The following is a 12,083-nucleotide window of genomic DNA, read 5'->3' on the forward strand; positions in this document are numbered from 1 at the left end:
CATGGTTCCGGGGCTGGCGTTCTTCTATGCCGGAATGGTCAAGAGCCGCAACACCCTTGTGATGCTTCAGCAGAACATCGTTCCGCTCGGGGTGGTGACCGTTGTCTGGATCCTCATCGGACACAGCATCGCGTTCAGCCGTGATGCCGGGCTGTTCAACCCCGAGGGCTGGCCGCGAGTAGGGGAGCGCAGGACTGGGCCGGTGGCATGGTGGTCCACGCGTCTGCCGGTGCCGCGGCGTTGGCCATCCTCGTCGTGGTCGGCCGGAGGGCGGGATGGCCGGACAGCGAGACGGTGCCGCACTCGGTGCCTCTGACGATCGTCCGCGCGGGAATCCTGTGGTTCGGCTGGTTCGGGTTCAATGCGGGGGACGGTCTGCAGGCGAACGGTGTCGCGGCTCAGGCGTTGTTGAACACCCATGTCGCCGCGGCCGCCGGGCTGGTCATCTGGCTGATTCTCGAGTGGTTCCGGCAGGGCAGGGCCACCGTGCTCGGCGCGGCCACCGGCGCGGTGGCGGGCCTGGCCACCGTCACGCCCTGCGCGGGCTATGTGGACACGGCGTCGGCCCTGGCGATCGGCGCGATCGCGGGCCTGGCCTGCCAGTTCGCGCTGCGGCTCAAGGGGAGGTCCTCGTTCGGGAGGCGGAGGTCGACGCCGTGCTGGGCGCGGTCGATCGCAATACCGTCGGCGATCACAAGGGTTATGTACAGCAGGCGGCGGCGCCCCTGACTCCGAAGGCGAATCTCGGCTGACACGGTTCGGCCGACGCTGTCCCGAGCGGTGCAGGCCGCGGAGATCCGGAACGGACGGAGATGGTGGGTTTTCGGAAATGTGCCGTCCGCCGGGATCGAACCGTCTCGTCGACGCCCAGCAGCCTCCGCCGACGCCGGGGATCCTCGGTGTCGAGCTGGACGAGGAGGGTGGTCGGCCCACCGTCGAGGTGGATTTCGTCGATCTCGAGGGTGGCCACCGCGAAGTCGACATCGATCTGCAGACGGGTCGCATCATCGAGGACGAGCCCGAGGGCGATCAAGGGTCTGTGTCGCGGACCGCGGGCGGGTGAGTCCGCGATCGACCCGACTGACCCCGGCTGATCAGCGTGACCGCTGTTGCAGGGCGGCCACGCTGGCTCCGGCGAGGGTGAGAAATGCGGCGACACCGGCGAATCCGGTAGCGACCATGATCACGACGAGCGGACGGTTCGGTGAACCGGCATCTACCGCTTCGAAGTGCAGATTGATCTCGACGACCGCCGCTATAAGCACTGCGATACAGGCGGTGATCGCGGCGCTCGCCGCTCTGCGGGCGCGGGACGCTGCTGGTGCACGAACCGCCGCGTGTGCAGCGGCTACGGCGATCCACACCGAGCCCGCCAATCCGACACCCCACAGGGCGTAGGACCACCAGGCATACGAGCCTTGCACGCCTCCGAGTACCAGCACCACGCATACGATCTGCAGCCCGATCGCCTTGACGGTCGACAGGGCGTTCATCGAATCGGTCATGTGGAACCTCGCCTTCTGCGATTGGATGGTCATCGATAGAACTCCGAAAACAACTGTGGCGGTTCGAACTCCGATCTCGGAGCAGTGCCCGAGGTCGGCCAGCCACTCTTCGCGGTAGCGATCCCTGCGGGCGGCAGGGGTCAATCGCGCGCAGGTCCGGACCATCCACCGAGCCGCTCTCATACCAACCTCGCTCGATAGATCGCCGCCGGTGCGGGAGTCGCCGGCGCGAGCATCGCCGTCGCGCGTGCCCGGCCGTCATCGGTGAGGGTGTAGTAGCGCCGCCGTGGTCCTGAGTGGGCCTGATCGGTCTCCCACGCGGACTCCACCCACCCTGCCTCTTCGAGGCGGGCGAGGATCGGATAGACGCTCCCCGCAGGACGTCCCGTCTCGCGCACTATCTGCAATCCCCATATCGGACCGGCGGAACTCGACAGTTCAGCGAGAACGGCGAGCGTTGCCGGCGTCCTACGTAATCGCGTACTCATGGCCTAACTCTATACATAGAGATGCGCATGGTCATCACCATGCATCTACAGTGCATGTGGCGCCGGCGCGGATCCCGGGGCGGCTCACAGGAAGTTCACAGCGAACGTCCAGGCTGTGGCCAGGAGCTGCGCCGATGATGGCCGGGTGAGTGTTACCAAGCCCGCGGCCCGGGTATTGATCGTCGACGATGAGCCGACCATCGTCGAGTTGCTGTCGGTGAGCCTACGGTTTCAGAGCTTCGAGGTGGAGACGGCCGCCAACGGATGTGAGGGGCTCGACCGGGCGCGCGCGTTCCGGCCGGACGCGCTGATCGTCGACGTGACGATGCCGGGCATGGATGGCTTCGGACTGCTGCGTCGACTGCGCGCCGACGGTGTGGACGCCCCGGTGTTGTTCCTGACCGCCCGCGCTACTGTCGACGACAAGCTCGCCGGCCTCGCTCTGGGCGCCGACGACTATGTGACCAAGCCATTCAGCCTGGAGGAGGTGGTCGCCCGACTACGGGTGATCCTGCGGCGGGCTTCGCGTGACCAGTGGGTCGATCCCGCGCGGATCCGCTTTGCCGACCTCGAACTCGACGACGAAACACATGAGGTGTGGAAGGCGGGCGAGACGGCCTCGTTGTCCCCGACTGAATTCACCCTTCTGCGGTACTTCATGGTCAACGCCGGTGTGGTGCTGAGCAAGCAGCGGATCCTCGACCACGTGTGGCACTACGACTTCGGCGGTGAGGTCGGGGTGGTCGAGACGTACGTGTCGTACCTGCGCCGAAAGATCGACACCGGGGAGAAACGGTTGATCCACACGTTGCGCGGCGTCGGCTACGTCATGCGCGAGCAGAGGTAGGCATGGTGGTGGGGCGCCGGGTCCGTCAGATCCCATTGCGGTTCATGCTGATGGCCGCACTCGTGCTCCTCGCGGGTCTCGGGTTGTTCGCGTCGGGGGTGGCGGTTACCTCGTCGCTGGAGAACTCGTTGATCGCCCGCACCGACGCGACGCTGCGCGACGCGGCGCACGGGTGGGCGAAACCCGAGGCTCTGTCGCCGCTGCCGCCGATGACACTGCCGCTACCGCTACCGCTGCCCGCGCCCGACCGGCCACCGACCCCCTTCTTCGTCCTCACCCAAGCCCCCGCCGGCCAGACCCAGTTGGTCATCAACGACGACTTCAAACAACCAGATCTACCGCAGGACCTGGGGCCGGAGCCGGTCACGGTCGGCTCGGTCGGTGACCCCGGGCAGCGCTGGCGGGCGCTGGCCAACTCCTCGCCGATGGGCAAGGTGACGGTGGCGGTGAGTCTGTCCGACGTCGACGACACCGTGCAGCGCCTGGTGATCCTCCAGGTCGTGATCGGGGCCGTGGTGCTGCTGGTCCTGGGGGTGCTCGGCTATTTCGTTGTGCGGCGGAGCCTGCGTCCGCTCGTCGAGGTCGAGCACACTGCCGCAGCTATCGCGGCGGGCGACTTGGACCGCCGGGTCCCCGACCACCGCGGCGCCGGGACCGAGGTGGGGCGGCTGTCGGCCGCGCTCAACGGGATGCTGGCGCAGATCCAAACCGCGTTCGCGGCCACCGCGGCGTCTGAGGACTCGGCGCGCCGGTCGGAGGAGAAGATGCGCCGGTTCGTCGCCGACGCCAGTCACGAGCTGCGTACCCCGCTGACCACGATCCGCGGATTCGCCGAACTGTACCGACAGGGTGCGATGACCGACACCGCGGTGGTGATGGCACGGATCGAAGGGCAGGCCGCCCGGATGGGTCTGCTGGTCGAGGACCTGCTGATGCTGGCACGCCTGGACGCCGAGCGCCCGATCGAGCGGGCCCCGGTGGATCTGCTCGCGGTGGCCTCGGACGCGGTCCACGACGCGCGGGCCGTCGCTCCCGGGCGGCGGATCGGCCTCGAGGTGCTCGGCGGCCCAGGGCTGGCCGAGGTCCTCGGTGACGTGGCGCGGCTGCGTCAGGTGCTCGGCAACCTTGTCGGCAACGCACTAAGCCACACACCGGAGGACGCCGAAGTAGTGGTGCGGGTCGGCACCGAGGGGCCGAATGCGGTGCTCGAGGTCTCCGACACCGGTCCCGGCCTGAGTGCGGAAGCCGTAGAGCGGGTGTTCGAGAGGTTCTACCGGGTCGATGCCTCGCGAAACCGGAGCAGCGGCGGTAGCGGGCTGGGCCTGTCCATCGTCGCGGCGCTGGTGTCCGCGCACGGTGGCACCGTCACCCTGGAGTCCGCCGAGGGGGAGGGTGCGGTGTTCCGGGTGCTGCTGCCGCGGATCGAGCGGCAGGACTGACCGCTCAGGCGGGGCGGTGGCCCGGGACCCCGCTCGCGCAGCGGGTTCTCGGAGCCATACTCCCGCCTACGCCGTACCCGCGCGGCGAGCGCGCACAGGAAGTTGCCAGCCGCAGTCCAGGGTCGTCGCAGGTTCGGCCAGCATCATTTGCGGTCATGACGACGAACTCTTTTCTCTGCCACGGAGATCGGCCGCCGCCGGAAAGCGTGGACACCGTCACTCTCGACCTGGTGATCCCTGTCTACAACGAGGAACGCGACCTCGAGCCCTGCGTGCGCAGGCTGCGCGCGTACCTGGACGGATCCGTCCCATATCCGAGCCGGATCACGGTGGCGGACAACGCCAGCACCGACGCGACGCTCGCGGTGGCGAACCGGCTGGCGGAGGAGTTCGACTCCGTCCGTGTGGTGCACCTCGACGAGAAGGGGCGCGGCCGAGCACTGCGCACCGTGTGGAGCGCCTCCGACGCGGAGGTCGTCGCCTACATGGACGTAGACCTGTCCACCGATCTCAACGCGCTGCTTCCGCTGGTGGCGCCGCTGGTGTCGGGACACTCCGACGTCGCGATCGGCTCGCGGCTCACGCGCTCCTCCCGTGTGGTGCGTGGGCCGAAGCGTGAGGCGATCTCGCGCTGCTACAACCTGATCCTGCGCGGTGCGCTACGGGCGAAGTTTTCCGACGCCCAGTGCGGATTCAAGGCGATGCGCACCGACGTCGCCCGACAGCTGCTGCCGCTGGTGGAGGACACCGGCTGGTTCTTCGACACCGAGCTGCTGGTGCTCGCCGAGCGGGTGGGGCTCCGCATCCACGAGGTGCCGGTGGACTGGGTCGACGACCCCGACAGCACCGTCGACATCGTCTCGACCGCAGTCGCCGACTTGAAGGGCGTGCTCCGGGTCGGCCGGGCACTGGCCACCGGCGCTCTGCCGGTCGCCGCGTTACGCACCAGCCTCGGCCGCGAGCCGCTGGTGCCGGGGGTGCCGCACGGCATGGTCGGGCAGCTGGTCCGGTTCGCCGCGGTCGGGGCAGCCTCGACCGTCGCGTACGCGGTGCTCTACCTGGCACTGCATCCCGTGATCGGTGCCCAGGCGGCGAATCTCGTCGCGCTGCTGATCACCGCGGTGCTCAACACCGCAGCCAACCGGGCGTTCACCTTCGGAGTGCGCGGCCGCGCGGATGCCGCCAAACACCAGGCCCAGGGCCTCGCGGTGTTCGCGGTCGGCCTGGCTCTGACCAGCGGATCCCTGTTTGCCCTGCACCACTGGCTGCCCGACGCCTCCAAGCATCTCGAGTTGGCGGTGCTGGTGGCCGCGAATCTGATTGCCACTCTCACTCGTTTCGTCGCCCTGCGTCGGGTGTTCCGAAACCACCTCGAAGGAGCCGCCCGGTGACCACCGTCGAAGCCATGTCGATGCAGGCCGCGGCGCCCGAGCCGACCCCGCGTCGCCGCAACCCCGAGCCGTGGCTGCTGGCGGCGCTGCTGATCGGGACCGCGGTGGCCTACATTTGGGGACTCGGCGCCTCCGGCTGGGCCAACTCGTTCTATTCCGCTGCGGTGCAGGCGGGTTCGGAGTCCTGGAAGGCCTTCTTCTTCGGCTCGTCGGACGCCGCGAACTCGATCACCGTGGACAAGCCGCCCGCCTCGCTGTGGGTGATGGCGCTGTCGGTGCGGCTGTTCGGGCTCAGCTCGTGGGCGATCCTGGTGCCGCAGGCACTGATGGGCGTCGCCACGGTCGCGCTCTTGTGGGCGACGGTGCGGCGGTACTTCGGCGCAGCCGCAGGACTGCTCGCCGGGCTGGTGCTGGCATTGACACCGGTGGCCGTGCTGATGTTCCGGTTCAACAACCCTGACGCGCTGCTGGTGCTGCTCATGACGGCCTCGGCCTGGGCGCTGCTGCGGGCGGTGCAGGACGGCCGCACCCGTTGGCTGGTCCTGACCGGCGCGCTGGTGGGGCTGGGCTTCCTCACCAAACAGCTGCAGGTGATGCTGGTGGTGCCGCCACTCGCGCTGACCTACCTGCTGTTCGGGCCGCCCCGCCTCGGCGCCCGGATCGCGCAACTGTTCGCGGCACTGGCCGCGATGGTCGTCGCCGCCGGCTGGTGGCTGCTGACGGTCGAGCTGTGGCCCGCCGAGTCCAGGCCATGGATCGGCGGCTCACAAAACAACTCGATCCTGGAGCTGACCCTCGGCTACAACGGCCTCGGCCGCCTGAACGGCAACGAACTCGGCAGCGCCCTCATGAATTTGGGAACGAGCGCAGAGACCGCCGGGATGCCCCCATTGGGTGAACTGCCGGCCGGTGGTCCCGGCGGGATGTGGGGGAGTACCGGGATCACCCGGATGTTCGACCTCGAGCAGGGCGGTCAGATCTCCTGGCTGATACCAGCCGCGCTCATCCTCGGCGTGCTCGGAATCGTGTTGTGCGGCAGGAGTGCCCGTATCGATCCCAGACGGGCGGCGTTCGTGCTGTTCGGGTCCTGGCTGCTTGTCACCGGACTGGTGTTCAGCTTCATGGCCGGAATCTTCCACTCGTACTACACAATCGCGATGGCCCCGCAGGTCGGCGCACTCGTCGGCGCGGGTGCGGTGCTGGCCTGGCGCCGGCGCACCGACTGGCGGATCCGCATCGCCCTGGCGGTCATCCTCGCAGTGACAGCCGTATGGTCGTGGGAGTTGCTCGGGCGCAGCTCGTCTTTCCTGCCCTGGCTGCGCTGGACGGTGCTGGTGGTCGGGGCCCTCGCGGCGGTGGCACTGCTGTGGCCGCGCCTGAACGGGCGGCTGGCAGCGGCGACCGCGGCGGCGGCGGTGCTCACCGGGCTGGCGGGCCCGGCCGCGTACGCGGCCGACACCATCAGGACCCCACACGGGGGCGCGATACCCACCGCAGGGCCCAGCGACTCGGCCCTGCCTTTCGACCTTGCAGAGTACTCGGGCGCGGGCTTGATTGTCGTCGGCCCAGGCGGGGCGGTGGTGATCCCGCCGCCCGGCCCTGCCACCGGGGCCCCGGGCCCGGGGCCCGCGCCGGGCGGCCCCACCGGGAACCAGCCGGCAGCACCTGCGGGAAGCCAGCCAGTCGGGCTAGAACAGATTGGGGGTGGCCCCGGCGGCGGGTTGCTGCACGGCAGCGAGCCCAGCGCTGAGATGACCAAACTGCTCGAACACGACGCAGACCGGTACACCTGGGCGGCCGCTACGACCGGCTCGAACAGCGCCGCCGGCTACCAGCTGGCCACCGGCCGCCCTGTGATGCCGATCGGCGGGTTCAACGGTACCGATCCGTCGCCGACCCTCGCGCAGTTCCAGCGGTACGTGGCCGAGGGCCGGATCCACTACTTCATCGGCGACGGCATGGAAATGGCCGGGATGGGACCCGGCGGCGTCGGCACAGGCGCACAGATCACCGAATGGGTGAAGCAGAACTTCGCGCCGACCACTGTCGACGGGATGCCGATGTACGACCTGACCGCGCCCCTGACAGGAGCGAGGCAGGGCGCGTACGCGCACCACTGCGATCACCTGCTTCGGTCCGTCGGCACCCGCCGACGGACCGAAGCCGGTAGTCAAGGATGACGGGGCGTTCGTGTTGTCCTGACTGTCGTGGACTGCGCCACCGAAGCCCGGTAGTCGAGTTTGCCGCCGCGGGTTGCCGCGTTGCGACGCAGCTCCCGTGAGATGGTCGACGGATCCCGTCCCACCGCCCGGGCGATCTCACGCACCCCAACTCCCTGCGCCTTCAGTGGCACAATCTCCTCACGCTCCTCGAAGGACAGATACCGGCCGATAAGCGGTACGGTCACGAACGTCGGCATCCCACCATGATCCCGGAACCACCTGGCACCGGCCGCCGGCGACACGCCGACCGCTGCCGCTGCTGCCTCACTCGTCACACCTGTCGCGATCTCACGCCAGAACTGCCCCTCGACCTCCCGTCGATGCGACGGTGCGCCAGGCGACCTCATCGGCGACCGGCCCGTGAGATCCTTCATCCATCCCGCTGGCCTGCCCATCAACACCTCCGTCATCAAGGTGTTGCGACCACCGGTTGATTCCGCCCAATATCAGCATCGGTCCTGGCGACGGTTGCTGGCCGATGCCGGTGCGACGCAGTCGATGTCACGTAAAGGCAACCGCTACCACAACACGGTGATGGACTCGTGGAACGAGAAACCGTCGGATTCGCCCCCTGGCTGCTTCGAGTGCGGTATCCAGTGGGCGTGGTGTCGCACGGGACCGCGTTGTGTCAACTCGGCCTTCGGCCACCCGGTACGCGCCATTCGCCCATTCGGCAATTGTGAATACAATTCCTGACTCAGAACACTAACGCAGGATCACAGGCTCGGGACGAGCACGAACATCAGCCATGCGGCGACCGGTGCGACGATGATCATCGACAGACCCCATCGCAGAATGCCACTGAAGATGCGTTGCTGCTGCGAGACCGGGGCGTTGGCGACCGTCAATGCGCCCACGGTGGAGAAGGGGGTCGCGTCGACGGCCGTCGCCGACACCGCCAGCGCGATGATCAATCCGAGCACGGGAACATCCCCCTGTGCCAACAACGGAACGGAGAGCGGAATCAAGGCTCCGAGCGTGCCCGCACTGGACGCGAACGCGGAAACCGTTGCGGCGATGAGGCAGATGATGAATGCCGCGAGGAGAGGAAGACTCAAGCCGGCGACGGCGTGACCGATCCGACCTATCGTCCCGATGTGCTGCAGCAGCGCGACATAGGTGATGATTCCGCACATCAAGAGCACGACGTTCCACGAGATCGATTTCTCTGCTCCTTCACTCGATTTCGGCGTGACCAACCGCAACACCACCGCGGCGGTCAACGCCAACACGCCGATGTCCAACCCGAAGATCATGGCGCCCGCGACCACTACCAGGACGGCTCCGATGGTGACGATCTGCGGGGACGTGAGTGTGGGCAGGCTTCGGGAAGGTGCGATCGTCGTGGCCGCCGCTCCCCGCACCGCAACGGCGCCGGAACCATCCGGCACCTGCGCGACGTCGCCGCCGGTCGGGTCCGGCAACCCGGAAGTGGTGTCCGAGCGATCAGCGCCGCGGCGGCGAAGCGCGCCGCCGTAGATCCAGTAGATCACTCCGCCGAGCATGACGTTGAATGCCAGGTTGCCGGCGAACAACAGCAGCGGATTCGACGACAGGCCTTCTCGTTCCATCGTCTGGTTGACGATAGCCCCGAGGACATTGACCGGCGAGAAGTTCCCGACCGCGGAACCGTGAACGATCATCAAACTGGTCAGGACCGGATTGATGTTGTACCGCTGTGAGAGTCGAAGACCCAGAGGAGCGAGGATGGCGACGCCGGCCGGCCCCAGCGCTCCGGCCGTAGTCGGCACCGCAGCGACTGCGAAGAGCACCCAGGGCAGCACCTTCGCATGGTCTCCTACGCGGTGGGCAGCTCGGTCTACGACCCATTCGACGGTGCCGTTGGCCGTGGCGACGCCGAACAGGAAGGTCATTCCCACCAGAAGCACGAAGATATCGGCCGGGAACCCTTCGTAGATCTCGTCGAGTCCAACTCCTGCAACCAGCGTGCCGACCGCCACCGCTCCGATCAGCGCCAGCGCACCGAGATTGACCGACCGCCATGTCCCGAGCGCGAATATGAGCGCGAGAACGACGATTCCGAGGACGTCGATGGACATTGAACCTCCTACGCGACAACTAATGCACTTCACGAGTGATGCAAGATGAGACGCCGATCACACCCGCTGCGCTCATAACGTAGGCAAGTTTTCCTCAGATGGCAACACCGCTCTGCTGTACAGAAACCCTGGAGCCGATGGGCGCGCCCACCGGCGAAACGAACCCAACGGCCCGGCGCAGTCGACGACCGCCACGGCCGTGACGCGAGAAGTTCAGCACCAGCGAGAACTGCTGTGCCTGTGCGTGATTCATTGACCTACCGAGGTCTGAGCGCCGGAGATGGGCGATCGCCCCGAAGGGTGCGGCGGGGCGCCGTCCCACTGGCACGCGTCGGCCGCTTCCGCGACGACGAGCGTTATCGGCGACGGGCCGACATCACAAACTGTGGTTGCGGTACTAGCTGTACCCGGCCACCAGGTTGGTGCCAGGCGGCTGATTGGAGGAAGGCCTCCGAGTGCGCTGTGGCGTCGTCGAGTGTTGTCGCGCTTGAGCCAGGGTGCAAGTGCCGCGGCGCGTTCGGCGTTGGTGGTGAAGACCTGCCGGTAGGCCCATTCGGTTTGCTTCCGACGCAGTGACCCGAGAACGACGAAACGCCTCTCCCCGAAGCAGGCGGTTTCAAGGGGCCGTCGCAACACTGTTGGTACCCGACGCGGACTCATTGCGTCGAGTGCCGATATAGGTACCTAACCAGGTATTTCTACCGGTGCGGTCTTCTGTCCGGGTGCGACAGGGTGGATCTGCTCAAACAGCCCACCTCAGGGAGCGACCTAGATGCCTGGCGAGAACCTGCAACCAGTAGCCGACCTGCACGCCCCCTGGAACCCATCGAAGAAGGGCACGGTCGTGGCCCTTCGGCCAATCCAAGAGACGCCGCGCACGCGGGAGCCCGCTCCGTGCAGGATGACGATCATTGCGTTGGACTCTGGCCAGTGGACATTCGCGTGGGTCCGTGGCCAACACCGCGTGATGCCCGGTCTGCGCGTCGAGTTTCAGGAACATCCAGCTGACGCCAGGTTCCCGACCTTCAGTCCGGTCTGTGAATCAAATGTTCGACACAATTGTGGTGAGAGCGGTCCTGCGACAGCCATGGAATATCGGTAGCGTCAGCGGGGTCGGCTGATCACCGACAACGCCTGGGCCTACCGATGGTCCCTGCGTGCGGTCTGCGCCGAACTAGACCAACTTGGCGCGCCGAGGCGGCGCGGGCGCCGATCGGACCAGCAGGCTGTCCTCACAAACGCTTTGGAGGCCGAAGCACAACATCGTCCACGCTCCCGACGGGCTGGGTCAGCAAAAGGCGGGTCTCAATCGGCACGTAACATCTGATACGTAGAGAAGTTCGTCGCGCGGGCATCGTGAGGCGCCGCTACAAGCCGAGGCTGTCATACTCGTACAGCCGCCTTTCCGGTCGATGCGGCAGTGGGGCCCAAAGGATTGACTGCCTACGACCTCGGCCGATCGAGGCGAAGCGCCACTTGCAGACGACCAAGGTCAAGAATGCCTCGAGTCCGCCGTTCATCGTTCCTCACCCTCGTCGAAGTCGGGCTGATCAGGACTACCTCAGCTTGACCTATCGGCGGCTCAGGGACTACGGCACTATTGCCTGTTTGTATACCTATCCTGGTCTGGGCCCGAGCTCTTGACCGCCTTCGACGACCCGGCGCGAGCTACTACCTGTCGTCGATCTCGGGAGATTCGTCTCCGGTTCGTCTTGCTGAACGTGGACCTGGGCTCCGGTTGCGGGGTGCAGCGATCACCACCATGACGACACCGCCGACAGCCAGGACGAGGGCGGCCAGGACGACGACTGTCGTGAACACTTCGGTCCGCCTCTCGGATTCAGATCGGGTGGATCGGGTCGATATTTGCGCAACCGCCCGGTTCACCCTGTGTTGCAAGCAGTCCTATGCGGCACAGCTCGCTGGACAGGACGCCAACGGCAGCCAGGGGCGGCCCTTGTGGACTGATCGCCCCGCCTGGTCACACCGGTGGCAGGGCGATCAGTCGATAGAAGGGTGGTGCCTGCACTCTCGGAAGCGAGAAGCGCCACCCAGGTGACACCACGCTGGGGGAATGGAGCCACGAACGTCACCCCGGGGGAGGGCGACCTGGAAAGGATAGGACAGCGGG

10 protein-coding genes and 2 pseudogenes are annotated in these 12,083 nt (G+C 67.1%); 7 read left to right on the forward strand and 5 right to left on the reverse strand.

What is annotated here, in order from left to right:
• Position 1 precedes the first annotated feature (1 nt).
• The 3 genes from DEU38_RS29020 to DEU38_RS06815 all read left to right on the forward strand — a co-directional run bounded on the left by DEU38_RS29020 (position 2) and on the right by DEU38_RS06815 (position 1,063).
• A complete protein-coding gene (locus tag DEU38_RS29020; RefSeq protein WP_258557660.1) occupies positions 2-316 on the forward strand; it encodes a hypothetical protein in 315 nt (104 codons plus the stop codon).
• On the forward strand, positions 208-729 hold the full coding sequence (locus DEU38_RS29025; protein WP_258557661.1) for a hypothetical protein: 522 nt from the start codon (positions 208-210) through the stop codon (positions 727-729). The genes DEU38_RS29020 and DEU38_RS29025 overlap by 109 nt, the downstream gene beginning before the upstream one ends.
• Positions 730-829: 100 nt before the next feature.
• Positions 830-1,063 (forward strand): PepSY domain-containing protein, encoded by a 234-nt coding sequence (locus DEU38_RS06815; RefSeq protein WP_114719336.1) that lies wholly within the window; start codon positions 830-832, stop codon positions 1,061-1,063.
• 31 nt (positions 1,064-1,094) lie between these two features.
• Here the strand turns inward: DEU38_RS06815 and DEU38_RS06820 are convergent, their stop codons facing one another.
• Complete coding sequence (locus DEU38_RS06820) at positions 1,095-1,538, reverse strand: hypothetical protein (RefSeq protein ID WP_114719337.1); 444 nt, start codon at positions 1,536-1,538, stop codon at positions 1,095-1,097.
• Positions 1,539-1,684: 146 nt separating this feature from the next.
• Positions 1,685-1,993 (reverse strand): PadR family transcriptional regulator, encoded by a 309-nt coding sequence (locus DEU38_RS06825; protein WP_114719338.1) that lies wholly within the window; start codon positions 1,991-1,993, stop codon positions 1,685-1,687.
• Positions 1,994-2,138: 145 nt separating this feature from the next.
• Between DEU38_RS06825 and DEU38_RS06830 the strand changes: the two genes are divergently transcribed.
• From DEU38_RS06830 to DEU38_RS06845, 4 genes are all read left to right on the forward strand, one after another.
• Positions 2,139-2,840 (forward strand): response regulator transcription factor, encoded by a 702-nt coding sequence (locus DEU38_RS06830; RefSeq protein WP_114719339.1) that lies wholly within the window; start codon positions 2,139-2,141, stop codon positions 2,838-2,840.
• 2 nt (positions 2,841-2,842) lie between these two features.
• A complete protein-coding gene (locus DEU38_RS06835; protein ID WP_114719340.1) occupies positions 2,843-4,279 on the forward strand; it encodes a cell wall metabolism sensor histidine kinase WalK in 1,437 nt (478 codons plus the stop codon).
• A 155-nt stretch (positions 4,280-4,434) separates the two neighbouring features.
• Positions 4,435-5,670 carry a bifunctional glycosyltransferase family 2/GtrA family protein gene (locus DEU38_RS06840; RefSeq protein ID WP_114719341.1) on the forward strand — a complete coding sequence of 412 codons (1,236 nt, stop codon included), beginning with the start codon at positions 4,435-4,437 and terminating at the stop codon, positions 5,668-5,670.
• A 14-nt stretch (positions 5,671-5,684) separates the two neighbouring features.
• The gene (locus DEU38_RS06845) at positions 5,685-7,850 is read left to right on the forward strand and encodes a glycosyltransferase family 39 protein (protein ID WP_114719456.1); all 2,166 of its coding nucleotides are present in this window, start codon (positions 5,685-5,687) and stop codon (positions 7,848-7,850) included.
• Here DEU38_RS06845 and DEU38_RS29030 read toward each other — a convergent pair.
• From DEU38_RS29030 to DEU38_RS06860, 3 genes and pseudogenes are all read right to left on the reverse strand, one after another.
• Positions 7,850-8,266: pseudogene (locus DEU38_RS29030) on the reverse strand (helix-turn-helix domain-containing protein); the annotation flags it as partial. The gene DEU38_RS06845 and the pseudogene DEU38_RS29030 overlap by 1 nt on opposite strands.
• Before the next feature lie 342 nt (positions 8,267-8,608).
• Positions 8,609-9,952: an SLC13 family permease gene (locus DEU38_RS06855; protein ID WP_114719342.1), complete on the reverse strand. Its 1,344-nt coding sequence runs from the start codon at positions 9,950-9,952 to the stop codon at positions 8,609-8,611.
• Between the two features lie 414 nt (positions 9,953-10,366).
• A pseudogene (locus DEU38_RS06860) lies at positions 10,367-10,522 on the reverse strand (integrase core domain-containing protein); the annotation flags it as partial.
• Positions 10,523-12,083: the final 1,561 nt, after the last annotated feature.

Origin of the sequence: Rhodococcus sp. AG1013, from assembly GCF_003350365.1 — a bacterium.
Classification (GTDB): domain Bacteria; phylum Actinomycetota; class Actinomycetes; order Mycobacteriales; family Mycobacteriaceae; genus Prescottella.

Bases quoted from the DNA above. Each gene is read 5' to 3' on its own strand.
- DEU38_RS06840 (WP_114719341.1), top strand. From the start codon at position 4,435: ATGACGACGAACTCTTTTCTCTGCCACGGAGATCGGCCGCCGCCGGAA.
- DEU38_RS06855 (WP_114719342.1), bottom strand. From the start codon at position 9,952: ATGTCCATCGACGTCCTCGGAATCGTCGTTCTCGCGCTCATATTCGCG.
- DEU38_RS29020 (WP_258557660.1), top strand. From the start codon at position 2: ATGGTTCCGGGGCTGGCGTTCTTCTATGCCGGAATGGTCAAGAGCCGC.
- DEU38_RS06825 (WP_114719338.1), bottom strand. From the start codon at position 1,993: ATGAGTACGCGATTACGTAGGACGCCGGCAACGCTCGCCGTTCTCGCT.
- DEU38_RS06815 (WP_114719336.1), top strand. From the start codon at position 830: ATGTGCCGTCCGCCGGGATCGAACCGTCTCGTCGACGCCCAGCAGCCT.
- DEU38_RS29025 (WP_258557661.1), top strand. From the start codon at position 208: ATGGTGGTCCACGCGTCTGCCGGTGCCGCGGCGTTGGCCATCCTCGTC.
- DEU38_RS06835 (WP_114719340.1), top strand. From the start codon at position 2,843: ATGGTGGTGGGGCGCCGGGTCCGTCAGATCCCATTGCGGTTCATGCTG.
- DEU38_RS06820 (WP_114719337.1), bottom strand. From the start codon at position 1,538: ATGACCATCCAATCGCAGAAGGCGAGGTTCCACATGACCGATTCGATG.
- DEU38_RS06845 (WP_114719456.1), top strand. From the start codon at position 5,685: ATGTCGATGCAGGCCGCGGCGCCCGAGCCGACCCCGCGTCGCCGCAAC.